Origin of the sequence: Lentisalinibacter sediminis (genome assembly GCF_040706615.1) — a bacterium.
Lineage (GTDB): Bacteria > Pseudomonadota > Gammaproteobacteria > Steroidobacterales > Woeseiaceae > Lentisalinibacter > Lentisalinibacter sediminis.
In genome coordinates this window covers 512980-538952 of the sequence record NZ_JAPDRF010000003.1, presented here as the reverse complement: position 1 = coordinate 538952, position 25973 = coordinate 512980, and the positions used below count along the sequence as shown (strand labels likewise).

The window sequence follows — 25973 nt, the reverse complement described above, 5'->3', positions numbered from 1 at the left end:
TTTGACGACGCTCGCGATATCCCTGAACGACGCCGCCGTCACCGCCGTGACCGGCTCGCGGCTGGTCTACCGGGAGCCCGGATTCGCGCTGCTCGGCGAAGGCGGCCTGGTCACCGGCCGGCGGGCGATGGCCGAGGCACGTCGCCATCCGCGCAGCGTGGTGAACCATTTCTGGCGCCACCTCGGCCTCGATCCGGTGCAGGAGCTGAAATTCCGCCACCTGACGCCGGCGGACCTGGCCTCCCGGCAGCTGGAGGAGATCTGGCGCAGCGAGCGCTCGGCCGCGGACAGCGTGGTGTTCGCGGTGCCTGCGTGGATGGAGCGCGAGAGCCTCGGCGTGCTGCTCGGCATCGCCGGCGAACTGGAACTGCCGGTTTCCGCCCTGGTGGACTCCGCCGTGGCCTGCTCCCGGCGCGCCTATTCGGGCCGCTCGCTGCTGCACATCGATCTCTCCCTGCATACCGCCACCCTCAGCCGTATCGCTCAGGAAGAGGGCGCCGCGATCGACCGGGTGGAACTGGTGGATGCCGCCGGCCTCGCGGCGCTGCGGGATACCTGGGTGGCGGTGATCGCCGAGGCCTTCGTGCGCCAGAGCCGCTTCGACCCGCTGCACACGGCCGAGTCCGAGCAGCTCCTCTACGACCGCCTGGAGGCGTGGCTGGAGACGGCGCAGAGGAGCGGCGAGGTGCGGATGCAGCTCGAATTCGGCGGCCATACCCACGAGGCCGTGCTGCCGCTGCTGACCTTCACCGAGGCGGTGAGCGGCGTCTATCAGAGTCTCGCCGGCCACGTCCGCTCCCTCATCCGCGCGGCCGAGTCGCCGGCGCTGCAGTTCACCCGGCACACGGCCGCGCTGCCCGGGCTGGTGGACTTCCTCGTGGCGCGCGCCGGCGGCGAACCCTTCGTGCTCGAGGAGGCGGCTGCTGCGCGTGGCGCGCTGGCTCGTGCGACGGCGGCAACGGCGGGAGCCACCCGGCTGACCCGGCGTCTGCCCTGGGACCAGAGTCCGGTGGAGGCGCCCGCCGCGCCCGTCCGTGAGGCCGGGGAGTCGCCCAGCCATCTGCTGCTCGGCCACCGCGCGTGGGCGCTGAACGGCGACGGTCTCGCCATTGGCACCAGCCTCGGCGGCGAACGGGGTATCACGCTGGACGCCGACCTGGCCGGTGTCTCGCGCCGCCACTGCGTGCTGCGCCGGGACAACGGTCAGTGCATCGTGGAGGATCTCAGCCGCTACGGTACCTGGTTGAACGGCAGCCGCATCGAGCGCTCGGCGGTTCTGCAGGCGGGCGACAGCCTGCGCGTGGGCACACCGGGCCAGGAGTTCCGGCTTATCCGCGTGGTGGAGAGCGATGACGCGTAAGCGCCGCAGGACGGAAGCCATCAGCCTGTCGTTCCTCGACATCATGAGCTGCGGCTTCGGCGCGGTGGTGCTGTTCTTCATGATCATCAACGCCACCGTCTCCCGTAATGCCGACACCGAAACGGCCGAACTCATGAGCGAGACGAACCGCCTCGAGGAGCAGGTGCTCGAGGGTCGCAAGGATATGGTCAAGGTGCGCAACGTCCTCGAGGAGATCGAGGAGGAGCGGGTGCGTACCGAGGGCGAGGCCGAGCGGGTGCAGCGCGAGATCGAGCGCATCCGCGAGGAGCTGTCCGAATACGAGGACACCACGCTGGCGCGCATCGAGCGCATCGAGAGGCTGCGCGCGGACATCGAGCAGCTGGAAGCGGAGAAGAAGCGACTCGAGGCGGCGGCCGCGGAGCGGGAAGCCGCACTCGGCGACCAGGTGCGCGCCTTCCGCGGCGAAGGCGACCGTCAGTACCTCACCGGCCTGAAGGTGGGCGGCGATCGCGTCCTGGTGCTGGTCGATGCCTCGGCGAGCATGCTGGACAAGAAGGTGGTGAACGTCATCCGCCGGCGCAACATGGCCGACGAGCAGAAACTGCGCGCGGCGAAGTGGCGCCAGGCCATCGCCTCGGTGGACTGGATCACCACCCAGTTCCGCCCGGATGCGAAGTTCCAGATCTACACCTTCAACGATACCGTCGAACCCGTGCTGGACGGCAGCGACGGCGTCTGGCTGGATGTGGGCGACGGCCTGAAGCTGGCGGAGGCCATCCGCCGGCTGCGTATCACCGTACCGCAGGGGGGCACGAACCTGCAGGGGGCGTACGAGGTCATAAGAAAGATGAATCCGCGGCCGGACAACGTCTTCCTGCTGGTGGACAGCCTGCCCACCCGCGGCAACAAGCCGCCGGCGCGGCGCACCATCTCCGGCCCGCAGCGCCAGGCCCTGCATGCCCAGGCGGTGCGGGAGGTGCCGAGCGGCGTGCCGATCAACATCATGCTCTTCCCAATGGAGGGCGACTACGCGGCGCCCATCGAGTTCTGGAAGCTCGCCTACCGTACCCGCGGTTCGTTCATGAGCATCAGCAAGGACTGGCCCTGAACCATGGCGCGGCGCAGGAAAAGAGACGCGGAGGGCTTCAGCCTCTCGTTCCTGGATGCGATCAGCTGCGGTTTCGGCGCCGTGCTGCTGCTGCTCGTGCTCACCAAGATCTACGAGCCGCAGACCATCGAGCGCACCCAGCAGGATCTGGAGGGCCTCATCGCCCGGCTGGAGCAGGAGCTGTTCGACATCCGCGGCGAGACGGTGATCCTGAACCGGGAGCTGGACAGTGCGAAGGAGCAGATCTCCGAGTCGAAAGAGAAGCTCGCGCGGCTGTACGGCGATCTCTCCCGCATCGAGGGGCGCTACGACGCCACCGCGGGCGACCAGAGCATCCCCACCGTGGACGAGGGTGAACTGCGGGCGGCCAGGCAGCAGCTCACCGAGGAGATGCGGCGGCTGAACGCGGACTACAGCCGACCGGAGGATGCGCCCGTCGGCGGCATTCCTGTGGACAGCGAGTACATCATCTTCATCATCGACACGTCCGGCTCCATGCAGGAGTTCAGCTGGAATCTGGCGCGGCGCAAGCTCACCGAGACCCTCGACCTCTATCCGCGGGTGAAGGGCATACAGATCATGAACGACAACGGCCGCTACATGTTCGAGAGCTTCGCCGGCAAGTGGATACCGGATACCCCGTCGCGCCGCAAGGCGATCCTCTCGGCCATGGCCAACTGGCGGCCGCTCAGCTTCTCCACGCCGGTGAACGGTATCCAGACCGCCATCCGCACCTTCGCCGCCCCTGACAAGAAGGTGAGCCTGTACGTCTTCGGCGATGAGTACACCGGTCAGTCCGTCGAGGGTGTCGCTGACGCCGTCGACCGGCTCAATCCGGAGGGCTCGGACGGCCAGCGTCTCGTGCGCATCCACGCCGTCGGCTTCCCGTACCGCTTCGGCGGCCCCGGCAACATCCAGAACTCCACCATCCAGTTCGCCGCACTCATGCGCGAACTCACGCACCGCAACGGCGGCACCTTCGTCGCGCTGGTCGACGACAACCGCTGAGGCGCTCCGCCACAATTCGTCATTTTTCGTCCCGATCCGTCACGGGTACTCCACGGCGGCGCCCGGCGGCGGCGCTTCAATGGCAACCGTAGCCAACGGACGCGGCCATCGCCGCAGGAGAATGACGACATGAAGACGAAAGGCATGAGCAAATCCCTGGTCCTGATCACGAGTCTCGCCCTCGGCGTTACCGCGGCGGTGCAGCCGGCCTCGGCCGCCGAGGCTTCGCGCCAGGAAACCATCGGCTTCGGCACCGGCGCCGTCGTGGGCGCCGCCGCCGGCGGCCCGGTCGGATTCCTGGTGGGTGCCGCGCTGGGCGCAAAACTGGGTGACATGTACCACGAGAAGGATGTGCGCAACGAAACCCTGAGCGGCGAGCTGACGGCTGCGCGCGAGCGTCTCGACCGGATGGAGGCCGAACTGGCAGCCACCGACGGCGACCTCAGGAAGGTCGGCGCGGAACTGCAGGCACTGGTCGCCAGCGGTGCGCCCGAGATGCTGGAGCTGATGAAGACGGGCATCGAGATGGACCTGCTGTTCCGCACCGAGGCCGACGAACTGAATGCCGAGACGGCGGACCGGGTGGACGAACTGGCCCGTGTGCTCGCGGCGCTGCCCTCGGTGCAGATCAGGCTGGACGCGTGGGCCGATCCGCGCGGCGAGGAAGCCTACAATCAGTCCCTGTCCGAACGCCGGGCCGAGCATGTCCGCGGCCTGCTCACCGCCGGCGGCATCCCCGCCGCCCGCGTCACGGCGAATGCCCACGGCGAGGCCGCAAGCGTGGAAAGCGATCCAGACCGCAATGCCCTCGAGCGGCGGGTCAGCCTGACGCTGTACGTGCCGGAGGATGGCGCGCAGCGGGTGGCGGAGACTCGCTGAGAGAGGCAAACCGGACGGGATATGCGGCGAGAAGAGGCAGCTGCCGGCGACGGCAGCCGCCTTTCTCGTGGGAGAGGCCCGCCCGTGAACTTTCCGGTCGCCGCGCCGGTCGCATTCAGGGATCGCGGCAGATTCGAAGCCGCGAGATCCGGCGAGAGGGGGAGAGCATGAAGAGATTTTTCGCTGCGCTGTGCGTGACGCTCGCATGGCCTCCATGGTTTGGCGCAGCGGTGGCTGCGGAAGTTCGCGCACCGGAATTCGACTCCGTCACCATCGAGTCGCAGATACTCGATGAAGATCGTCGGCTTCACGTCAGCCTGCCTGACGGCTACGAGACGGGCGAACGCCGCTATCCGCTCCTGTTCCTGACCGATGCCGACTGGAATTTCGATCTGGTTCGCGCCTATCTGGAGTTTACGGGCGACCGGTACCCGGACATGATCATCGCGGGCATCGTGAACACGGATCGCAACCGGGACTACGTACCGGCGGTGGATCCCAACTTCCCGGGTACCGGCGGCGCGGACGCCTTCCTGCGCGCCCTGAGCGAAGAGATCCTGCCGGCCCTCGACCGCCGTTACCGCACGAACGGCGGGCGCATTTACTTCGGCCACTCGTTCGGCGGTACTTTCGGACTGCATGCGATGCTGCAGGCACCGGAGCTTTTCGATGCCTGGATCGTCGTCGGTACCAGCACCTGGGTCGCCGACCGTGTGCTATTCGCGGCGGCGGAGGAAACACTCGAGGGAGGAGAAGACCTGGACGGTTTTCTCTACATGTCGGTCGCCGAAGCCGACGGCGGCGAGACGGTCCCTGCCGGGCACGAGTTCGCCGCGTTGCTCGAGCGCCTGGCTCCGCCGTCGCTGGAATGGCACTACGAAGTGATACCGAGAACCACTCATTTCACCGCCGTGCCGCCGAGCGTGCATCGCGCAATGGACCGCCTGTTTCCGACGTGGGAATCGGAGCAGGAGCTTGCAGCCGCGGCGCGAGAGGCCGGGGAAGGGGCGGTCGACGAATGGTTCGAGGCTCGACGAGAGGCGCTCGGTTTCCGGTTCCACCCCCAGAGGACTCCCTACTCGCTGGTCGCCATGAGCCTAGCCGCGGACGGGCTGGAAGATCAGGCGATGGCCATCATGACTCAGCTCCGCCGGGCGTTTCCGTCGCATCCGGAGATACCCGCCAATCACGCTGTCATCCTCGCGACGCTCGGGCGTCACGGCGAGGCCGTGGTCGCGATGGACGAGGCCATTCGTCTCGGCGAGACAGGGGACTATCTGCCGAGCCGACTGGCTCGCTTCAGGCTGCTGAAGACGCAATTCGAGACGGCCGCAGCCGGCGAGGGCTGACGAAGCCGGGCTCAGCGCAGGCTGGAGCAGGCGCGAGCAGGCTAGAGCAGGCCGGAGCGGTCCTTGTGGCCGGCCCACTTCGGCAGCTCGTCGTCCACGTCCACCACCCGCATGCGGTAGAAGATGTGACAGGTCGGACGGAACGCGTCCGGTATCCGCCGGGGCTGGCCGAAGTCGAACAGTTCCGGGAAGGCGAGCCACATCCGCCGTCCCTCGTCGGCGATCGGGGTCCCGCAGCGCCCGCAGGAGACCTTGCAGGGCAGGATGCGCTCCGCCCGTCCCGGCCCGCTCGTGTAGAAACGCAGGCAATCGATCCCGGCCGTGATGCGCACGTCCCGCTTGTGGAATATCGCCGCCCACTGCATGGGTGCGCCGTGCAGTACCTGGCAGTCGCGGCAATGGCAGATCTTTGCGTCCACCGGATCGGCGCGCACCTCGTAGCGTACGGCACCGCAGTGGCAGCCGGCGCTGTAACGGGCCCCGAAGCCCGTATCCCGGGGTGATGCGTACGCAGGTCCGAATGCGCCGGCGTCACCCTGTTCCGATCCGCCCATGTTTCGATCCGGTGGCCGCTCCCGCCCCGCCATGCTAGCGAAACCGCGCGGAGCGCGATACGGTCACACCCGCGGCCGTGGCAGTGAGCAGGACGATTGGACCGATGGGCAGGAGTGATCCGGGACGACCTTCGCTGGAGACGCCGCGCCTCCTGCTGCGCCCCTTCGAGCCCGCGGACGCCGCCGAAGTGCAGCGGCTCGCCGGTGAGCGGGCCATTGCCGATACCACCCGGAACATCCCGCATCCCTACGCAGACGGCGTGGCGGAAGCCTGGATCGAGAGCCAGGAGCGCGGTTTCGCCGCCGGACGGCTGGTGAATTTTGCGATCACGCTGCGTGGCGAGCGCACGCTGATCGGCTCGATCGGTCTGACCCTGGACCCGGAATCGCGCGGCACCGCGCAACTCGGTTACTGGGTCGGCGTGCCTTACTGGAACCGGGGCTATTGCACCGAGGCCGCCTCTGCGGTGGTCGACTACGGTTTCTCCCGGCTCGGCCTCGAACGCATCCACGCCCACCACCTGTTGCGAAATCCTGCTTCGGGACGCGTGCTCGCGAAGACCGGCATGCGCGAGGAGGGCGTCGCGCGCGAGGTCCTGGCCGAGGACGGGCCGCCGGAAGACATCGTCCTCTACGGTACCGGCCGCGCCGACCGACCCCGGTCCTAGCCGCAGCGCAGCGGTGCCGGCGGGTTTTCGGCTCTGCGATATGCTAAAAACTGTTGCGGTGCGTCACGAGGGCAGCCGAGGGAACGGAAGAACATGAGCGATCAGGCACTGACCAGGCACACCACCCTGCGGGAGATATTCTCCAATTTCGGCCTGCTGCTGGCGCCGGAGCGCAATTACTACACGCTCGCCATCGTCTACGGCATCGGCATCGGCGTACTGTCGCTGGCGGTGCCGATCTCGGTGCAGATGCTGGTGAACACCATCGCCTATACGGGGCTGACCGCCCCGCTGGTCATGCTCTCGCTCACGCTGTTCGGCCTGCTGCTGGCCTCGGGGCTGCTGAACGCCCTGCGCATACACCTGATGGACCTGTTCGGACGGCGCTTCTACGCCCGCATGGTGTCGGAGATCGCGGTGCGCTCGGTATTCGCGCTGAACCCGTTCTTCCAGGATTACAGCAAGGGCGCGCTGTTCAACCGGTATTTCGACATCATCATCGTCCAGAAGACCGTCCCGAACCTGCTGGTGGGCGGTTTCACCGTCGTCCTGCAGGCCGCAGTGGGCTTCGTGCTGGTATCCATGTATCACCCGCTGTTCCTCGCCTTCAACCTGGTGATCATCCTGTTCATCTGGGTCATCTGGCTGGTCTGGGGCGGCAGGGCCATCAAGAGCGCCGTCGAGGTCTCCAACAAAAAGCACGCCACGGCCGCCTGGCTGGAGGGGCTCGCAGCGTCGAACGGTTTCTTCAAGTCCGAGCGCCATATCGCCGAGGCCTTCAGCCGCACCGACGCGGTGACGGCCGAGTACATCGACCGGCACATCGCCCACTTCCGCCATCATTTCGCCCAGACGCTGGGGTTCCTGTTCCTCTATGCCGCGGCGAGCGCGGGACTGCTGGGGCTCGGCGGCTGGCTGGTGATCCAGGGAGAGCTGTCGCTGGGGCAGCTGGTGGCGGCCGAGCTGGTCCTCTCCGTGGTCTTCTTCGGGCTCTCCCAGCTGGGGATCTATCTCGCCTATTTCTACGAGCTGTGCGCCGCGCTGGACGAGCTGTCGCTGTTCTATACCGTCGAACAGGAGGACCCGCCGGAGGAGGCGATGCCGTACGAGGGAGGTTCCTCCGTGGCCTTCGTGGAGGCCAGGGGCGACGCCCGCGGGCTGATCACGACGCTGTCATTCGCCATCCCCGGCGGCACACGGGTGCTCGGCGTGGCCGAGGCGCACGGCGTGCAGCGGGAGGTCACCAACTTCCTGAAACGCCACATCCGCCCCTCCGGCGGCTACGTGACGCTGGGCGGCAACGACATCATGGACATCCCGGTGCACGAACTGCGCCAGCGGATCATCGTCCTCGACCGGCCCAACACGGTGGAGATGACGATCCGTGAATACCTGCATCTGAGCGGCGACGGCGCCTCCTCCGCCCGCATCCTCGCGGCGCTGGACACCGTGGGCCTGAATGCCGCCATCTCGCGCCTGGAGGAGGGTCTGGACACGCGGGTGGCGGCGACGGGCTGGCCCCTCACCATCACCGAGACCATGCAGCTGAAGCTCGCCGCCGCCATCATCGCCAAACCGCGGGTGCTGGTGCTCGGCCAGCTCTTCGACACCATGACCGACGATTGCCTGCGCCGCTCCCTCGACGTGCTGCAGGAGGAGACGCCGACCACCGTGCTCTACTTCTCGAGCCGGCCGCGGGAGCTCGGCTTCGATCACTATCTGTATCTCGGCTACCGGGAACAGCAGCTGTTCGGCAGCCTCGGCGAACTCGAGCAGCGGCTCGCCGGAGCCAACGATCGACGGCAGGGCGCCGCCGGCATGCCGGGCACGGTGCCTGCCGGCTAGGGAGCGAGACATGCCTTTCCGCAAACAGCACATCGGCTACTTCAGGACGCTGCAGGCCCAGAAGGTGCCGCGGGTCATGGGCGTGATCGGCTGGATCATCACCATCGGCACCGCGGCGGTGGCACTGTTCCTGGTATTCGTGCCCTGGGTGCAGACGACCGAGGGTGCGGGCACCGTCACGGCGCTCAATCCCAACGACCGCCTGCAGGAGATCAACGCGCTGGTGCCGGGACGGATCCAGGAGTGGTACGTGCGCGACGGCAGCCACGTGGCGGTGGGCGACCCGATCGTACGCATCGCCGACATCGACCCCCAGCTCCTCGAGCGGCTGCAGGCCGAGCGTGACCAGGTGGTGGCAAAGCTCGCGGCGGCCGACTCGGCCATGCAGACGGCTGAGATCGACATGCGACGCATGCAGGAGCTGTACGAACAGGGTCTCGCCGCGCGTCGGGACTATGAACAGGCCCGCATCCGCGTGGACGAGCTGCGCTCGCGTCTGGCGGAGGCGGCCGCCGAGCTGAACCGGCTCGATGTCAGCCTGACCCGCCAGTCGGTGCAGATCGTCCGCGCGCCGCGCGCCGGCGTCATCCTGCGGGTCAACGCGGGCGATGCCGCCACCTTCGTGAAGGCCGGCGACGTGGTAGCCACCTTCGTGCCGGACAACGCGGAACGGGCGATCGAGCTTTTCGTCGACGGGCGGGACATCGCACTGGTCCGCGAGGGTGCGGACGTACGGCTGCAGTTCGAGGGCTGGCCTGCCGTGCAGTTCAGCGGCTGGCCGTCCGTGGCGGTGGGCACGTTCGGCGGCAAGGTGGTGGCCGTCGACCCCACGGCGCAGGCGAACGGCCGCTTCCGCATCCTGGTCACGGAGGACCCGGACTTCGAGACCCCGTGGCCCGACGAGCGTTTCGTGCGCTTCGGCTCCACGGCGCGCGGCTGGGTGCTGCTGGACACGGTCGCCGTGGGCTACGAGCTCTGGCGGCTGCTTAACAACTTCCCGCCCAGGCTGCCGGCGGGCGCCTCCGGCGGAGGCGGCCAGTGACGAACCGGCCGCGGGCGGTCTTCTGCGGCCTCCTCGCGCTGGCGGCCTCGCTGACGGCCGCGCGGGCCGGCGAGCCCGTGTCCGGGTTGCGGCTGCAGGACGTCCTGGACTCCGCACGGGTGCACTATCCCGGCATCGTGCAGGGTCTCGCCGCCCGGCGTGCCGCGGCGGGGCGGGTGACCGAGGCGGCGGGCGAGTTCGACCTGGTCTTCGCCGCAGACGGCTTCAGCCGTCTCGGGGGCTTCTACGACGGCACCGCGGTGGAGGGCACCGTGCGCCAGCCGCTGCGTCCGCTCGGTGGCAGCCTGTATGCCGGCTACAAGCTCTCCGACGGTACGTTCCCCGTCTACGAGGACGAGCGCTACACCAACACCGGCGGCGCGGTGAAGGTCGGCTTCCTGTTCTCCCTGCTGCGCGACCGCAACATCGACGAACGCCGCTTCCGGCAGGCGGACGCCTACCTGGAGGCGCGCGAGACCGAGTTCGACCTCCTGCTGACCCGGATCGGGGTGCAGCAGCGCGCCCTGGAGGCCTACTGGCGCTGGGTCGCCGCGGGCCGGCAACTGGCCGTATACCGGGATCTGCTGCGCATCGCCCTGGAGCGGCGGGACGGGCTCACCGAACAGGTGGCACGGGGCGCTCGGGCGCGCATATTCCTCACGGAGAACCAGCAGAACATCACCCGCCGACGCATCCGGGTGATGATGGCGGAACGCGATCTCGCAATGGCGGCCAACCGGCTCTCGCTCTACTACCGCGACGAATCAGGCGCGCCGGTCGTCCCGTCCTACGCAGCGCTGCCCCCGAGCAAGGCGAACGCGCCGTCCCGCGAGCTGCCGCCGCCTGCGCGCGCGGTCTCCGATGCGCTGAACCGGCGCCCCGAGCTGGAGCTCCTGCGCCTGGCCATCGAGCGCGAGCAACGGCGCATCGAGCTCCGGGCCAACGACCTGAGGCCGCGTCTCGACCTGAATCTGGAGCTGCGCCAGCCTCTCGGCTCCGTGGCCGAGGGCGGGCCGTCCCGGGACACCACGGACACGGTACTCGGCTTCACGTTCTCCGTGCCGCTGCAGCAGCGCCGGGCCGAGGGCCGACTGCTGCAGTCCCGGGCCGAGGTGGATGCGATGCGGGAGGAACGGCGGCTGGTGGCCGACCGGATCGAGCTCGAGGTGCGCAACCTGCTGCTGGACCTCGAGGTTTCCGAACGGCTGCTGTCGCTGGCGGAGCAGGAGGTGGAGCAGGCCGAGCTGTTGCGCAAGGCCGAAGTGCGGCGCTTCGAGAGCGGCGCCAGCGATTTCTTCCTGGTGAACCTGCGCGAGGAGGCGGCCGCCGATGCCCGCATCCGCTATCTCGACGCGGAACTGACGGCACGGATCGCGCGCGGCAGCTACGACGCCGCTACCGTGAACCTGTCCCGGCTCGGTCTCGAAGGTGCCGCATCGGCGCTCTGAGCGTATGCGCTAGACTCTGCAGCCCGGCTTCCCGACAACGTGAGGACAGCGCATGAGTGAACTGGCGGAAAGACACTGCAGACCCTGCGAGGGCGGCGTGGAACCGCTGAGCGCGGAGCAGGCCCGGGCGCTGATGAAAGGCCTGGACCCGGAGTGGAACCTGTCCGGAGACGGCAAGTCCATCAGCCGGGACTTCGAGTTCACGGGTTTCGCGCGCACCATCGCCTTCACCAACGCGGTGGCCTGGGTGGCGACGGTGGAGGGCCATCATCCGGTCATGGAGGTGAGCTACGGCCGCTGCCTGGTGCGCTACACCACCCATGCCATCGACGGCCTCTCGGACAACGACTTCATCTGCGCGGCCAAGATCGACCGGCTGGCTGCGGGCGCCTAGGGTCCGCCGGCCCTAGTCCTTGGGCGGCAGCGGGAAGAACGCGCTGGTGCGCCGCACGTAGTCCTCGTACTTGGGCTTGGTCTTCTTGAGCGAGCGCTCCAGCAGGCTGACGCCGCTGACCTTCAGCAGGAGGAAGGTCATGGCGACGGGGGCATAGATCGTCCACAGGCCCACCGGGTTCTCGCAGGCGATGATGAACAGGCCCCACCACAGACAGGCGTTGCCGAAGTAGTTCGGATGGCGTGTGTAGCGCCACAGGCCACGGTTCATCACCTCGCCCTCGTTCGCCGGGTCGGCCTTGAAGCGGGCGAGCTGCCAGTCGCCGAGCGCCTCGAACAGGAAGCCGACCAGCCACAGGACCGCGCCGATGGCGGCGACTAGGCCGAGGCCGGCCGGCTCATCGTAGACCTGGCCCACCTGCACGGGCGTGGAGATCAGCCACATCAGCACGCCCTGCAGCAGAAATACCTTGAACAGGCTCGCCGTCGCGAAGTTGCCACCGGCGGCCTCGGTCTTCTCGCGCATGCGGCGGTAGCGCGGATCCTCCCCGTGGCCGATGTTGCGCCAGGCGAGGTAGAGGCCGAGCCTGGCCGCCCAGATCACGGTCAGCGCCGTCAGCAGGTTCTGCCGCGCCGGGGCGCCGTCGGCCAGAAACCAGGCGACCACGGCGATGACGCCGAAGCCCGGCCCCCAGAAAATATCCACGATACTGGCGTTCTTCAGCGGTATGCTCAGCAACCAGAGTACGAAGAAGCAGACGAGGGTGACGATGAGGGTCGTGCCGAGGACCAGTGGCAGTTCGTGCATGAATGACGGCTCCTTCGCGCCGGGACAGGTTATATCGTTCGTCGCCGGATCGGCCTCCGACGCAGAGTCGAGCGTAACAGGTTCGGCGCGGGCGGTGTCGCCGTGACGGCCGGGCGCGAACCGGACCTGGCGGTTATCGAGGCTGCCGCTGCGCGCATCGCTGGCGTGGCGCTGGAGACGCCGCTGCTGCAATTGCCGGCGCTGGACGAGCGGGTCGGCGGGCGCGTGCTGCTGAAGGCGGAATGCCTGCAGCGCACGGGCTCGTTCAAGATCCGCGGCGCCTGCAACCGGCTGGCACAGATCCCGCCGCAGGAGCGGGAGCGGGGCGTCGTCGCCTGGTCCTCCGGCAATCACGCCCAGGGTGTGGCCGAGGCGGCCCGCCTGCTGGGCATGCAGGCCACCATCGTGATGCCGGAGGACACCCCCCGGCGCAAGCTGGAGGCCACGCGACGCCTCGGCGCGGAGATTCGGCCCTACGACCGCTACCGGGAGGACCGGGAGGCCATCGGCCGGGCCATCGCTGCGGAACGGGGCGCGACGCTGGTGCCTTCCTACGACGATTACGCGGTGATCGCGGGCCAGGGGACGGTGGGGCTGGAGATCTGCCGCCAGGCCCGGGCGCTCGGTGCGGTACCCGACCGCATCCTGGTCTGCTGCGGCGGCGGGGGACTCAGCGCCGGCATCGCGCTGGCCGCCGAGGCGCTCGCGCCGGAGGCCGATATCTGGGCCGTCGAGCCCGCCGCGTTCGACGACACGGCGCGCTCGCTCGCCAGCGGCCGGCGCGAGACGGTGGCGCCGGAGGCCCGCTCCGTCTGCGACGCCCTGCTCACCCCCTCGCCGGGACGCCTGACCTTCCCGGTGCTCGCACGCCGGCTGGCCGGCGCGCTCACGGTCACGGACGGGGAGGCCGTCGACGCCATGCGTTATGCCTTCGAGGAGCTGCACCTGGTACTGGAGCCGGGCGGCGCCGTGGCCCTCGCGGCGCTGCTCGCGGGCAGGGTGGACAGCGGCGGCACGAGCGTCGTGGTCCTGTCCGGTGGCAACGTCGCTGCGGACGATTTCTGTCGGCTCACCGGAGGCGGGGCGGCGTGATAAGCTTTGGACGCCTGCGGGGGAGCTGCCGGCGGGCCATGCGGGACCAGCGAGAAGGAGAACAGGAATGCACGTGAGTCCGAGACCGATTTTTTCGATCGCAGTTGCCGTGATTGCCTGCCTGGCGGCGCCCGCCGTCCAGTCGGCGGAGCTCGATCTGTCCACCGGCGAGGGGGCGGTGGCCGCCCAGCGCAAGATCATGTGTTCCCTGGAAGATGAGAAGCCGATCTACTACTGGTGGCACGGCCGTGCCTACAGCCGGGTGCCCGGCGAGGCCGACCGGCTGCTCTTCCTGGTGGAGGGCATGAATGTCCGCCAGTGCGGCACCATCACGGACCCGGAGCGGGGCGAGGGTTACCGGCTCGTGAGCCGCGAGATTCTGCTCTACAAGGACCCGGAGACCGGCGAGGTGCTGGAGGAATGGAAGAACCCCTGGACCGGCGAGACGGTGGAGGTGATGCACGTTACCAATGACCCGGTGAACGGCCGGCCCACCTTCGAGCGTACCGCCGACGGCGAGCCCTACCAGGTCGGCCTGTCGACGAAGAACAACGCCTGGTGGATGACCATCACGGTGCCGTTGTTCTACCCGAACCCTCTCGGCGGCGACTACCAGCCCTACGTCGGCGGCACCTATCATGCCACCGAGATGTTCAACTTCCTGGGCGACATCGACGACCTGGTGGACGCCGACAAGGACACCGCGGACGTCCGTGTGGGCTGGGTGCGCCGTTCCCAGTGGCTGCCCTGGATGAAGATGGGCGGCCGCCACGGCGACATCTACATGCACACGGCGGGGCTCAAGATCAACGGCTACGACGAGCTCTCGGACACGATGAAGGCGCAGATCGAGGAGAACTACCCGATCTATCGCCAGCCGCCGCCGGTGGACGATGCCCGCCGCAACGTCACCAGCTGGTCCTACTTCCGCAGCGTGATGGAGCAGCGCCGCGAAGCGCGCGAGGAAACGGAGTCCCGCCACTGATCCTCCGTCCTCGTCAGGACGCCGCAGACGGCCGCGGAACGCCATGAGCGACGAGCGTCTGCTCGACGTCCGTAACCCGCGGACCGGCGAGCGCGACTACCGGATCGCGGCGGCCGACGCCGGGACCGTCGCCGCCGCCGCGGCCCGCCTGCGGTCGGGTCAGGCCGACTGGGCGGCGCGGCCGCTCGAAGAGCGCGTCGGCGTGCTGAACGAATGGGTCGCCGCGGTCGATCGCCGTCGGCAAGAGCTGCTGGATGCCCTGGTCGCCGACACCGGTCGTTATTTCGTCTCCGTGGCGGAGATCGGCGGCGTTGCCGGCACCGTGCAGCGCTGGTCGCGGCTCGCGCCGGAGATACTGGCCGAGCCGCTGCGCTCGTCTTCGGTGCCGGGGATCAGCTACCGCACCCAGCTGGTGCCCGTGCCGCTGGTGGGCGCCATCAGCCCCTGGAATTTCCCGCTGACGCTGTCGCTCATCGACGCCATACCGGCGCTGATCGCGGGCTGCGCGGTGCTGGTGAAGCCGAGCGAGGTGACGCCACGCTTCGTCGCGCCACTGGCCGCGGCGCTGGCAGAGGTGCCGGCGCTCAATACCGTGCTCGGCTTCGTGCAGGGCGACGGCGCCACCGGCGCGGCGCTGATCGACAACGTGGACGCCGTGTGCTTCACCGGCAGCGTGGCCACCGGGCGCAAGGTGGGCGCTGCGGCGGCCGCCCGCTTCATCCCCGCGTTCCTGGAGCTCGGTGGCAAGGACCCCATGATCGTGCTGGCGAGCGCCGACCCGAAACAGGCGGCGGCCACGGCGCTGCGAGCGTCGGTGACGGCGACCGGACAGGCCTGTCAGTCCATCGAGCGGGTGTACGTCGCGCGCGAGATCTTCGACGAGTTCGTCGCCGAGCTGGTCGCTGCGGCGGAGCGGGTGGCGCTGAACTGGCCCGACATCCACGACGGCCACATCGGCCCGCTGATCTTCGAACGGCAGGCGGCGACCATCCGCGCGCAGCTGGAAGAGGCGGTGGCGCGGGGCGCGCGCATCGTCGCGGGCGGCGAGATCGAGAACCTCGGCGGCGGCCTCTGGATCCGGCCGACGGTGGTCACGGGCGTCGATCACGAGATGGCACTGATGCGCGAGGAGACCTTCGGGCCGGTGATCCCGGTGATGCCGTTCGATACCCTGGAGGAGGCCATCGCGCTCGCCAACGACAGCGAGTTCGGCCTCTCGGCCGCGGTTCTGGCAGGCAGCCTGGGGGAGGCCGAGGCCGTGGGCCGACAACTGGAAGCCGGTGCGGTGAGCCTGAACGACGGGGCGATGACTGCCCAGTTCTACGAGGCGGAGAAGGATTCGTTCAAGTACTCCGGCCTGGGCGGCTCACGCATGGGCCCGGCCGGCATGCGGCGCTTCCTGCGCCGGCGCGCGCTGATCCGCCAGGAGAACGCGCCCGCCACCATCGAGGCGCTGGCCGAGCGTCACGGCCGCCCATGAGCGGCTGAGAGCCGGACCGCGCACGCGGCACCGCGCGCTCAGAACATCTCGGACGGACCGGCCTCCCGCGAGCCCTGCTTGCTGCGGCTCGGGATGAAGTCGCCGGTGATCATCTCCGAGTACGGCATGCCCGGGCCCACCATCGGGAAAACGCTCGCCTCCGGGTCGATGATGACCTCGAGGAACGCCGGGCCGGGATACTCGATGAACTCGCGGATGGTGTCGGGCACCTGCTGCTTGTCCTCGAGCCTGACGGCGTACTGGAAGCCGTCGGCCTGGGCCGCCCTGACGAAATCCTTGCTGTGCAGCGACTTGTCGCTGGCCGACAGACGGCCGCGGTAATAGAGCCGCTGCCACTGCTTCACCATGCCGTCGCCGTAGTTGTTCAGCACCACCACCTTCACCGGCAGCTCGTAGGTGGTGACCGTCTCCAGCTCGCCGAGGTTCATGCGGATGCTGGCGTCGCCGTCGATGTCGATCACGAGCCGGTCGCGGCGGGCGAACTGGGCGCCCACGGCCGCCGGCAGGCCGAAGCCCATGGTGCCCATGCTGCCGGAGGTGAGCCACAGGCGCGGCGCCTTGAAGTCGAAATACTGCGCTGCCCACATCTGGTGCTGGCCGACGCCGGTGGAGATGATGGCCTCGCCGCCCGTGAGCCGGTTGATCTCCTCGATGAGGTATTGCGGCTGGATGAGTTCGCTCGCCCGGTCATAGTTGAGCGCGTAGGTCTTCTTCAGGTCGGCGATCTCCCCGTGCCAGCGGGAGTAGTCCTTGTCGAAGCCGATGCGCCGCCCGTACCCGGACAGCTTGCGCAGGCTGGAGGTCAGTTCCCCGATGTAGTGCCAGTGCACGCTCTTCACCTTGCCGATCTCCGACGGGTCGACGTCGAAGTGGGCGATGTGACGCGCATTCGGGGCGAACTTCTTGGGTACCCCCGCCACCCGGTCATCGAAGCGCGCGCCCACGGCGATGAGGAAATCGCAGTCCTCCACCGCGTAGTTGGCGAAGGCCGTGCCGTGCATCCCCAGCATGTGCAGCGACAGCGGTTGCGTCGTGTCGGCGGCGCCGATGCCCATGAGGGTGGTCGTGACCGGGATGCCGTGCTGGTCGGCGAATTCCCGCAGCGCCTCGGTGCCATTCGAGTTCACGACGCCGCCGCCCGCGTAGATCAGCGGACGCTCCGCCTCGGCCAGCATGCGGTAGAAGCTCTCGCACTGCTCGGCCGAGAGCGAGTCGCTCATGGCCGTCTGCAGTCGGCGCCGGTAGCCCGGCACGGGCAGAGAGCCGCTGCCGCGGAAGGGGCCTTCCCAGTTCTGCACGTCCTTCGGGACGTCCACCACCACCGGCCCGGGCCGGCCGGTGCGGGCAATCTCGAAAGCGGTACGCACGGTGGCCTCGAGGCGCTCCGGGTCGGTGACCAGGAACACGTGTTTCGCGACGGCGCCCATGATGGCGGAGACCGGCGCCTCCTGGAATCCGTCGCTGCCGATGGCGCCGGTGGGCACCTGGCCGCTGATGACGACGATGGGCACCGAGTCGGCCATGCAGTCGCGCACCGGCGTTACCGTGTTCGTGGCGCCGGGGCCGGAGGTCACCATGACCACGCCCACCTTGCCGCTGGCCCGCGCATAGCCCGCCGCCATGAAACCGGCGCCCTGTTCGTTCGCGGGCACCACCAGCGGCACCGGCGAGCGCCCGTCCGCGCCACGGTGTTCGTCGTTGTAGCGGAACACGGCGTCATAGGTCGGCAATATCGCGCCGCCGCTATAGCCGAAGATCGTGTCCACACCCTCGTCCACCAGTACCTGCACGATGATGTCCGCGCCGGTCATGGTCTTGCCCGCCAGCGGGTGGGCGGGGGTGGCTCTCGTCTCGCTGATCTCGCTCATGGCAACTCGCTCGCGGCATCGCGGTGGGGGCTGCGGCCTGCCGCAACCCCGGGAACGGCGGAAAATCAAGGGTTCGATCGAGTCTCGGTCAATTCCTTGTGCATTGCAATAGCCGGGAATAAGCGCCAGTATCATCACGTTACGTCATTCTTGTCACGGGACCCGCCGGATCATGCGACACGTCATCTCCGTACTCATGCAGAACGAGGTGGGGGCACTGACCCGTCTCACGGGCATGTTCTCCACGCGCGGCTACAACATCGAATCGCTGAACGTGGCGCCCACCGACGACCCGACGCTGTCCCGGCTCACCGTGGTATCGAGCGGCTCCGATGCCGTCATCGCCCAGATCGTGAATCAGATGGGCAAGCTCATCGACGTGGTCAACATCCACGACATGACCCTGGGTGAGCACTTCGAGCGGGAGTTGTTGCTGCTGAAACTGAAGGTGCCCACCGGCGCCTACGAAGAGCTCCGCGGGCTGGTCGACACGGCCGGCGCACGGGTCCTCGACGACTCCCAGACCAGCTTCACCCTGGAGCTCACGGCGACGGTGAAGGAAGTGCAGGATTTCATGGACCGCGCCGCCGGCATCGCGCGGATCATCGCCGTGGTGCGCAGCGGCGCGCTGGCCATGTCCCGGGGCGAGCAGGTGCTGGCCCACGAGTCCGGCCTGCGGGACAGCGCCTGAGGCCGTCGGGGCGGGCGCCGTGAGTTCGCGCGGCAGACCGGGTGACTACCGGCGGCTGGTGGTCAAGATCGGCTCGGCGCTGCTGACCACGGAAGACGGCGCCCTGGACCGGGACTGGCTGGCGGCGCTCGCCGCCGACCTGGCAGCGCTCCGCGCCGAGGGGCGCCAGGTGCTGGTCGTGTCCTCCGGTGCCGTGGCGCTCGGCAGCGCACCCCTCGGACTCGCGCGACGCCGGTCGCGGCTGGAAGAGCAGCAGGCGGCGGCCGCGGTGGGGCAGGTGCGGCTCGCCCATGCGTGGCAGTCGGTGATGGCGGATCACGCTGTGACCGTCGCCCAGGTGCTGGTCACGCCGGACGACACCGAGGACCGGCGCCGCCACCTCAACGCCCGCGGCACGCTCGAGACGCTGCTGGAGCTCGGGGCGATGCCGGTGATCAACGAGAACGATACCGTGGCCACGGACGAGCTGCGCTATGGCGACAACGACCGCCTCGCGGCCCGGGTTGCGCAGATGATCAGCGCGGACGGCCTGCTGCTGCTGTCCGATATCGATGGCCTGTACACGTCCGACCCCGCCACGGATGCCGATGCCGAACACATCCCGGAGGTCGAGCGCCTGACGCCGGAGATCGAGGCGATGGCCGGGCCGGTATCTTCCCGCTGGGGCTCCGGCGGCATGCGCACCAAGCTCGCGGCGGCCCGCATCGCGCTGGCGGCGGGCTGCGACATGATTATCGCCGACGGCCGGGTGCGCTCGCCGATCGCGGCGCTGGCGGCGGGGGGGCGTTCCACGCTGTTCCGGGCGGGGGCCAGTCCGGTTGCGGCGCGCAAGCGCTGGATCGCCGGCAGCCTCGAAGTGCAGGGGCGGTTGCGGCTGGACGCCGGCGCGGTGGCCGCGCTGGCCCGGGGCGGCAGCCTGCTGCCGGTGGGTGTCACGGCGGTGGAGGGTGAGTTCGCCCGGGGCGACACCGTGGCCCTGGCCGACGCCGACGGCACGGAGATCGGCCGCGGTATGATCGCCTGCGGTGCGGAGGATGCCCGGCGCATCCGCGGCAGGCGCTCGGCGGAGATCGATCGGATTCTCGGTTTCGCCGGCCGCAGTGTGATGGTCCACCGGGACGATCTGGTGCTGTACCCGGCGGCGGACGACGGACGGAAAGACGAGGCAACGGCATGAGCGAACGCGTGCACGCGAGTGCGGACGACGGCGTACTGCAGGCGGAAGTCGAAGCACTGATGGAGGAGATGGGACGCGCGGCTCGCGAGGCTGCCGGCGAGCTGGCCCGTTCCACGGGCGAGCAGCGCGAGCAGGCGCTCAGGGCTGCGGCTGCACACCTCCGACGCTCGGCCGCCGACGTGCTCAGCGCCAACGGCAGCGACATGGCGATGGCCCGGGAGAAAGGCCTGTCGGCGGCCATGCTGGATCGCCTGGCGCTGGACGAAGGCAGGGTCGAGGCCATGGCGGCCGGACTGGAGGCGATTGCCGGGCTGCCGGATCCGATCGGCAGGGTGATCGCCGAGTGGGACCGTCCGAACGGCCTCACCATCCAGCGCGTGACGGTGCCGCTGGGCGTGATCGGGATCATCTACGAGAGCCGGCCGAATGTAACCGCGGATGCGGGCGGTCTGTGTCTCAGGTCGGGCAACGCCGTGATCCTGCGCGGCGGCTCGGAAAGCTACCACTCGAGCCGGGCGATCCTCGCCAGCCTGACCGCAGGCCTGGCCGCCGCCGGTCTGCCCGAGGCGGCCATCCAGATGGTGCCCACCCGGGACCGGGCCGCGGTCGGTGCGCTGCTGTCCGGGCTGGACGGCTGCGTCGACGTGGTGGTGCCCCGGGGCGGCCGGAGCCTGGTGGAGCGGGTGCAGCGGGACGCGCGGGTGCCGGTCATCGGTCATCTGGAGGGGCTGTGCCACGTCTACGTGGACGGGAGTGCCGACCCGGAAAAGGCAGTGGCGGTCGTCGTCAATTCCAAGATGCGGCGCACGGGGATCTGCGGCGCGGCGGAGACGCTGCTGGTCGACCGTGCGGTGGTCGATGCGCTGCTGCCGAGGATCGGCGCGGCGCTCGGCGAGGCCGGTTGCCGTCTGCGGGGCGATGCGGAGGCCTGCCGGATACTGGATGACTGCGAGCCGGCGGACGAGGCCGACTGGCGCACCGAGTATCTCGACGCGGTGATCGCCGTCGGCGTGGTGGACGGCGTGGAGGGGGCCATCGGTCACATCCGCCGCTACGGTTCGGGCCACACCGAGTCCATCATCGCCGAGGCACCGGCGCCCGTGGAGCGTTTCTTCGATGATCTCGACAGCGCCATCCTGCTGCACAACGCGTCCACCCAGTTCGCCGACGGCGGCGAGTTCGGTATGGGCGCGGAGATCGGCATCGCCACCGGGCGCATCCACGCGCGCGGGCCCGTCGGCGCCGAGCAGCTCACGAGCTACAAGTACCTGGTGCGCGGCGACGGGCAGACCCGGCCGTGAGCGAGGCCGCGGCCGTCGAGGGCGGGAACGGATCCCGCTACGACGTCGTCGTCGTCGGCGGCGGCATCAACGGCGCGGGTATCGCACGCGATGCGGCGGAACGGGGTCTGGACGTGCTGCTGCTCGAGCAGGACGACTTCTCCGCGGGCACCACGGCCTGGTCGAGCCGGCTCATCCACGGCGGGCTGCGTTATCTGGAGTACGCGGAGATTTCGCTGGTCTACGAGTCGCTGCACGAGCGGCGCCATCTCCTCGAGGCCGCGCCCCACCTGGTGCATCCGCTGAAGCTGGTGATCCCGGTCTATCGGGGCGCGCGGCGGGGGAAGGCACTGATCCGCGCCGGCATGCTTGCCTACGACCTGCTGTCGCTAGGCAAGGAGCTGCCGGGTCACGACATGCTGAGCCGGCGGGAGCTGCTGGCCGAGGAGCCGGGGATACTGGCCGAGGGACTGCGCGGGGCCGCCGCTTACTACGATGCCCAGGTGCCCTGGGCGGAGCGGCTGGTGATAGAGAACCTGGTGGCGGCCGAGCGCGCCGGCGCCGAGCTCCGCAACTATTGCCGGGTGGAGGCGCTGTGCGACGGCTCCGGCACGATGGACGGCGTCGAGTACCGGGATCTGGCGACAGGAGAGCGGCACCGCGTGCATGCGCCGGTGGTCGTGAACGCCGGCGGCCCGTGGGTGGACCGGGTGCTGAAGGGGCTGCCCGCGCGGCTGCCCCGGCTGATGGGCGGCACGAAGGGCAGCCATGTGGTGGTCTCGCCGTTCGACGGGGCGCCGCAGAGCGCGTTCTACATCGAGGCCGAGGCGGACGGGCGGCCGATGTTCGTCATCCCGTGGGCGGGGTTGTATCTGATCGGCACCACGGATATCCGCTACTCCGGCGACCCGGCGGATGCACGGGCGAGCAGCGCGGAGGTGGATTATCTGCTGGCGGAGGCCAACCGGGTATTCCCGCGGGCCGGCCTGCGGCGGGAATCGGTGCACTACACCTATTGCGGCGTGCGGCCCTTGCCCTGGGAGGAAGGGCCCGAGGGCGCAATCACGCGCAAGCACATCATCCGCGAGCATGACGATGTGGCGCGCGGACTCCTGTCGATCATCGGCGGAAAGCTCACCACGTACCGCCACCTCGCCGAGGAGGTCGTGGACCGAATCGGCCGGCTGCTGGAACGCGATCTGCCGGGGTGTCCCACCGATGACGAGCCGCTGCCCGGCGGTGCCGACTTCGACGAGGCCCGGCAGCGGCTGGCGGCGGCCGGGATCGTCGGGGAGAGGACCGCCGCTCATCTGCTCTCGGTCTACGGTAGCCGGGCGCTGGAGATCGCGGAGATGGCGGTCGGCGAGCCGGCGCTGGGCGAGATCGTCTGCGGACGCACCGGCGCGATCGCCGCAGAGGTGGTCCTCAGCCTGGAGCAGGAACACGCCCGGACGCTGGACGATCTGCTGCAGCGGCGCATGATGATCGGCCTGGGCCCGGAGCTGGGGCTGGACGCGCTGGAAGCCGTGGCGTCGGTCGCTGGCCACCACCTGGGCTGGAGCGACGAAGAACGCCGTGCCGCGAAGACCGCCTACCACCAACGCCTCGACCGCTTTCAGGTGCCGGACCGAACTTTTTAAACTTTTGCAACTTATTCCTCGTGGCCGTCCACGGGCGGTTGCCATCATTGCCCGCTGTCTTCTGGCAGATAAGTTGCAAAAGTTTAAAAAGTTCGGTCCGGCACCCTAGTGACGCAGGGCGTAGAGGCCCGGGCCGCGGTGGTCGGCCCAGCTGCGCGGCGAGTAAGGTACGACCTCGATGATCTCGCCGGCTTTCAGGCGCTTTTGCACGCCAATCCACCACTCCGCCTGCAGCAGTTCGGAGTGGTGCTCCATGAAGGCCTCCCGGTAGTCGGGCTTCAGCCCGAGGAACTCGATGAACTGCTCCGGGAACACGTCGTTCGGGCCCACGTAGAACCAGGCACCGGATTGCATCTCCTCCATATCGTCCCGCGGCGTCGGCATATTGCGGAAATTCGCCTCGGTGACCAGGCACAGCTCGTCGTAGTCGTAGAAGATCACCCGGCCGTGGCGGGTGACGCCGAAGTTCTTCAGCAGCAGGTCACCGGCGAAGATATTGCTGAAGGCCAGATCCCGGATGGCCTGGCCGTAGTCGATGACCGCCCGCAGCGCGTCGTCGTAATCCGCCTCCTGCACGTAGAGATTCAGGGGCGTGAGCCGGCGCTCGATATAGGCGTGCTCCACGATCAGGTCTTCACCCTCTATCCGGCAGGTATCCGCGCAGCCGGTCAGCAGATCCTCCAGCAGAGACTCCTCGAAGCGGTGCTTGCCGAACTCCAGCCGGCGGAACTCCTGCGCATCCACCAGCCGTCCGGCCCGGTCATGCTTGAACACCAGCTGATACTTCTCCAGCACGTCCTTGCGTACCGTCGTCTTCGGGAAAGCGAAGCGGTCCTTGATCACCTTGAACACGATGTCGTAGGAAGGCAGCGTGAACACCTCCATGACCATACCCTTGTCCCCCCGCGCCCGCACGAACAGGTCGTCCGACTGCTCGAGGTGGTGGAAGAAGCTGCGATAGCGTTCAGTCTTTCCCTGCTTCGCGCGGCCCAGCACCGTGTAGATCTCCGCGATCGGCTTCCGCGGCAACATGGACTTCAACATGGCGACCGTCGCGCCCACCACTTCGAGGTCCACGTGGAAATAACTGCGGGTGAACCCGAACAGCATGCTGACGTCGTTCTCCGACAGGATCACCGCGTCGGCGTAGATGCCCTCGTCGGTGTTTTTCAGCGCGATCACCAGCGGCGACCACCAGTCGTTGCCCTGAATGCGACCGACGAGATAGGCCCGCGTGCCCTGGTAGAAGACGGGCTCCAGCAGTTCGATACGGCGTATGCGCGCATCGGGCCCGTGTGATTCGCGGAAGGCGTCCACCTCCAGCGTGATGTAGTTGATCGTACGTTCCCGGTCGCGGAACGGCACCGAGAAACTGTAATCCGACAGCATCTCGTCGAAGACGAAGTCGAGCGCGCCCCGGTTCTTGTAGACGCGGCGCTGGATGCCGTCCAGCAGGTGTTCGGTCGGCTCGACGTCCAGCGCGATGAACTCCACGGCCGGGTCCACACCGATGGTGGCGAAGATGCGCCGGGTGATGGAGCTGAAGAACGTCTTGAAGAACTCCGAGTCCGGATACTCGAGGATCATCCGGGCATAGTGTTCCTTGATGGCCGCCCAGAGTTCACGGTCCTGCGCCCGGTCGTCGAGACGCACCTTCAGCTCGGCGACGGTGCCGTTGACGATCTTGTCGTAGAGGTCGATGCGCTCGCCCGCGTCCTGCTGCCCCGCGGCCCATTCCCGCCGCTCGAAACGCCCGCGGGCGCGCTGGGTGATCAGGCGGAATTCCCGGTTGTAATGAAGGAACGCCTCCACGATGAACTCCGCCGTTTCGGCGGCCATCGTGGAGGCGTTGTCGTCCTCGTCGGCGCTCAAGATCGACGCTATCCGTCGGCTCACATGTTGCCGATCATCGCCGTGGCGAACTCGCTGCACTTCACCTCGGTGGCGCCTTCCTTGAGGCGGGCGAAGTCGTAGGTGACCGTCTTGGAGCCGATGGTCGCGTCCATGGCCTGGATGATCTTGTCGGCGGCTTCCTCCCAGCCCAGATGACGCAGCATCATCTCGCCGGAGAGGATCAGCGAACCGGGATTCACCTTGTCCTGTCCGGCGTACTTCGGCGCGGTGCCGTGGGTGGCCTCGAACACCGCATGGCCGGTCTCGTAGTTGATGTTGCCGCCCGGCGCGATGCCGATGCCGCCGACCTGGGCGGCCAGCGCGTCCGACAGATAGTCGCCGTTCAGGTTCATGGTGGCGATGACCTCGAACTCGGCCGGCCGGGTCAGTACCTGCTGCAGCGTGATATCCGCGATGGCATCCTTGATGAGGATGCGGCCCGCGGCCAGCGCCGCCTCCTGCTCCTGGTTGGCCGCGTCGCGTCCCTTCTCGGCCAGGGTGCGGTCGTACTGGTCCCAGGTATAGGTCTGATCCGCGAACTCGGTCTCGGCCAGCCGGTAGCCCCAGTTGCGGAACGCGCCTTCCGTGAACTTCATGATGTTGCCCTTGTGCACGAAGGTCACGCTCTTGCGCTTGTTGTCGATGGCGTACTGGATCGCCGCCCGCACCAGCCGCTCGGTGCCCTCCCGGGAGATCGGCTTGATGCCGATACCCGAGGTCTCGGGGAAGCGGATCTTGTTGTACTCGGCCGGGAAGTTCTCCTTGAAAATCCGCAGGAAGCGGGCGTTGTCGTCCGAGCCCTCCTGGAATTCGATGCCCGCGTAGATGTCCTCCGTGTTCTCACGGAAGATCGCCATATCCACGTCGGCCGGGTTGCGCACGGGCGAGGGCACGCCCTTGAACCAGCGCACCGGTCGCAGGCAGACGTAGAGGTCGAGCAGCTGGCGCAGTGCTACGTTCAGGGAGCGGATGCCGCCGCCGATGGGCGTAGTCAGCGGCCCCTTGATGGAGACGAGGTACTCCCGGCACGCTTCCACCGTGCTCTCCGGCAGCCAGCTGTTGTAGCGGTCGTTGGATTTCTGGCCGGCGAAGATCTCCATCCAGTGGATCTTGCGCCGACCGTCGTAAGCCTTTTCGACAGCCGCGTCGAACACCCGCACCGCGGCGGCCCAGATGTCCGGACCGGTGCCGTCACCCTCGATGTAGGGGATGATGGGATTGTCCGGTACGCGCAGGATTCCGTTATCGTTGACGATCTTCTCGCCGCCCTCGGGCGGTGTCAGTGTTGGTTCGGACATGGTGTCTCCGTTCTGGATGTCGTTGTTCTGGCAGCGGCGCCCGGAGGCGGGCGTCGGCGTCGCACGATGCCCGTATTATGAGGGATAGGCCGCGGTAGTCCTAC

The 25973-nt window shown here is 68.5% G+C and carries 22 protein-coding genes; 17 read left to right on the top strand and 5 right to left on the bottom strand.

Annotated elements, in window-relative coordinates:
• Window position 1 precedes the first annotated feature (1 nt).
• The 5 genes from ACJMKX_RS07360 to ACJMKX_RS07340 all read left to right on the top strand — a co-directional run bounded on the left by ACJMKX_RS07360 (window position 2) and on the right by ACJMKX_RS07340 (window position 5686).
• On the top strand, window positions 2-1360 hold the full coding sequence (locus tag ACJMKX_RS07360) for an FHA domain-containing protein (RefSeq protein ID WP_405223165.1): 1359 nt from the start codon (window positions 2-4) through the stop codon (window positions 1358-1360).
• Window positions 1350-2450 (top strand): vWA domain-containing protein, encoded by a 1101-nt coding sequence (locus ACJMKX_RS07355; RefSeq protein WP_405223163.1) that lies wholly within the window; start codon window positions 1350-1352, stop codon window positions 2448-2450. The genes ACJMKX_RS07360 and ACJMKX_RS07355 overlap by 11 nt, the downstream gene beginning before the upstream one ends.
• 3 nt (window positions 2451-2453) lie before the next feature.
• Entirely contained in the window at window positions 2454-3458 is a 1005-nt protein-coding gene (locus ACJMKX_RS07350; protein ID WP_405223161.1) for a VWA domain-containing protein, read from the top strand.
• Between the two features lie 129 nt (window positions 3459-3587).
• Window positions 3588-4337: a DUF456 family protein gene (locus ACJMKX_RS07345; RefSeq protein WP_405223158.1), complete on the top strand. Its 750-nt coding sequence runs from the start codon at window positions 3588-3590 to the stop codon at window positions 4335-4337.
• A gap of 167 nt (window positions 4338-4504) precedes the next feature.
• A complete protein-coding gene (locus tag ACJMKX_RS07340; RefSeq protein WP_405223155.1) occupies window positions 4505-5686 on the top strand; it encodes an alpha/beta hydrolase-fold protein in 1182 nt (393 codons plus the stop codon).
• 41 nt (window positions 5687-5727) lie between these two features.
• On the opposite strand, the gene ACJMKX_RS07335 is transcribed toward ACJMKX_RS07340, so the two are convergent.
• Complete coding sequence (locus ACJMKX_RS07335) at window positions 5728-6240, bottom strand: GFA family protein (protein WP_405223153.1); 513 nt, start codon at window positions 6238-6240, stop codon at window positions 5728-5730.
• Between the two features lie 104 nt (window positions 6241-6344).
• Here ACJMKX_RS07335 and ACJMKX_RS07330 point away from each other — a divergent pair, with 104 nt between their 5' ends.
• The 5 genes from ACJMKX_RS07330 to ACJMKX_RS07310 all read left to right on the top strand — a co-directional run bounded on the left by ACJMKX_RS07330 (window position 6345) and on the right by ACJMKX_RS07310 (window position 11637).
• Window positions 6345-6908, top strand: coding sequence for a GNAT family N-acetyltransferase (locus ACJMKX_RS07330; protein ID WP_405223151.1), 564 nt, complete (start codon window positions 6345-6347; stop codon window positions 6906-6908).
• 93 nt (window positions 6909-7001) lie between these two features.
• Window positions 7002-8753, top strand: coding sequence for an ABC transporter transmembrane domain-containing protein (locus ACJMKX_RS07325; protein ID WP_405223148.1), 1752 nt, complete (start codon window positions 7002-7004; stop codon window positions 8751-8753).
• A gap of 10 nt (window positions 8754-8763) precedes the next feature.
• The gene (locus tag ACJMKX_RS07320) at window positions 8764-9795 is read left to right on the top strand and encodes an efflux RND transporter periplasmic adaptor subunit (protein ID WP_405223145.1); all 1032 of its coding nucleotides are present in this window, start codon (window positions 8764-8766) and stop codon (window positions 9793-9795) included.
• The gene (locus ACJMKX_RS07315) at window positions 9792-11243 is read left to right on the top strand and encodes a TolC family protein (protein ID WP_405223142.1); all 1452 of its coding nucleotides are present in this window, start codon (window positions 9792-9794) and stop codon (window positions 11241-11243) included. The genes ACJMKX_RS07320 and ACJMKX_RS07315 overlap by 4 nt, the downstream gene beginning before the upstream one ends.
• Before the next feature lie 52 nt (window positions 11244-11295).
• Complete coding sequence (locus ACJMKX_RS07310) at window positions 11296-11637, top strand: 4a-hydroxytetrahydrobiopterin dehydratase (RefSeq protein WP_405223139.1); 342 nt, start codon at window positions 11296-11298, stop codon at window positions 11635-11637.
• Between the two features lie 12 nt (window positions 11638-11649).
• Here the strand turns inward: ACJMKX_RS07310 and ACJMKX_RS07305 are convergent, their stop codons facing one another.
• Window positions 11650-12444 carry a DUF1295 domain-containing protein gene (locus ACJMKX_RS07305; protein WP_405223136.1) on the bottom strand — a complete coding sequence of 265 codons (795 nt, stop codon included), beginning with the start codon at window positions 12442-12444 and terminating at the stop codon, window positions 11650-11652.
• Window positions 12445-12546: 102 nt separating this feature from the next.
• On the opposite strand from ACJMKX_RS07305, the gene ACJMKX_RS07300 reads away from it, so the two are divergent.
• The 3 genes from ACJMKX_RS07300 (at window position 12547) to ACJMKX_RS07290 (ending at window position 16001) form a co-directional block, all read left to right on the top strand.
• Window positions 12547-13536, top strand: coding sequence for a threonine ammonia-lyase (locus tag ACJMKX_RS07300; protein ID WP_405223133.1), 990 nt, complete (start codon window positions 12547-12549; stop codon window positions 13534-13536).
• Between the two features lie 73 nt (window positions 13537-13609).
• Window positions 13610-14521 (top strand): DUF1838 family protein, encoded by a 912-nt coding sequence (locus tag ACJMKX_RS07295; RefSeq protein ID WP_405223130.1) that lies wholly within the window; start codon window positions 13610-13612, stop codon window positions 14519-14521.
• A gap of 43 nt (window positions 14522-14564) precedes the next feature.
• Window positions 14565-16001 (top strand): aldehyde dehydrogenase family protein, encoded by a 1437-nt coding sequence (locus ACJMKX_RS07290; protein WP_405223127.1) that lies wholly within the window; start codon window positions 14565-14567, stop codon window positions 15999-16001.
• A 38-nt stretch (window positions 16002-16039) separates the two neighbouring features.
• Here ACJMKX_RS07290 and ilvB read toward each other — a convergent pair whose 3' ends face one another.
• Window positions 16040-17890, bottom strand: coding sequence for a biosynthetic-type acetolactate synthase large subunit (ilvB, locus tag ACJMKX_RS07285; RefSeq protein WP_405223124.1), 1851 nt, complete (start codon window positions 17888-17890; stop codon window positions 16040-16042).
• A gap of 172 nt (window positions 17891-18062) precedes the next feature.
• Here ilvB and ilvN point away from each other — a divergent pair, with 172 nt between their 5' ends.
• Genes ilvN through glpD form a run of 4 tightly spaced genes read left to right on the top strand, consistent with a single transcriptional unit; the run spans window position 18063 to window position 22678 of the window.
• The gene (gene ilvN, locus ACJMKX_RS07280; RefSeq protein ID WP_405223121.1) at window positions 18063-18581 is read left to right on the top strand and encodes an acetolactate synthase small subunit; all 519 of its coding nucleotides are present in this window, start codon (window positions 18063-18065) and stop codon (window positions 18579-18581) included.
• Between the two features lie 19 nt (window positions 18582-18600).
• A complete protein-coding gene (gene proB / locus ACJMKX_RS07275; protein ID WP_405223118.1) occupies window positions 18601-19758 on the top strand; it encodes a glutamate 5-kinase in 1158 nt (385 codons plus the stop codon).
• Window positions 19755-21059, top strand: coding sequence for a glutamate-5-semialdehyde dehydrogenase (locus ACJMKX_RS07270; protein ID WP_405223115.1), 1305 nt, complete (start codon window positions 19755-19757; stop codon window positions 21057-21059). The genes proB and ACJMKX_RS07270 overlap by 4 nt, the downstream gene beginning before the upstream one ends.
• Entirely contained in the window at window positions 21056-22678 is a 1623-nt protein-coding gene (gene glpD, locus ACJMKX_RS07265; protein WP_405223112.1) for a glycerol-3-phosphate dehydrogenase, read from the top strand. The genes ACJMKX_RS07270 and glpD overlap by 4 nt, the downstream gene beginning before the upstream one ends.
• A gap of 105 nt (window positions 22679-22783) precedes the next feature.
• Here glpD and aceK read toward each other — a convergent pair whose 3' ends face one another.
• Both aceK and icd read right to left on the bottom strand, forming a co-directional pair.
• On the bottom strand, window positions 22784-24550 hold the full coding sequence (aceK, locus tag ACJMKX_RS07260; protein WP_405223109.1) for a bifunctional isocitrate dehydrogenase kinase/phosphatase: 1767 nt from the start codon (window positions 24548-24550) through the stop codon (window positions 22784-22786).
• Between the two features lie 20 nt (window positions 24551-24570).
• On the bottom strand, window positions 24571-25869 hold the full coding sequence (gene icd, locus ACJMKX_RS07255; RefSeq protein WP_405223106.1) for an NADP-dependent isocitrate dehydrogenase: 1299 nt from the start codon (window positions 25867-25869) through the stop codon (window positions 24571-24573).
• Window positions 25870-25973: the final 104 nt, after the last annotated feature.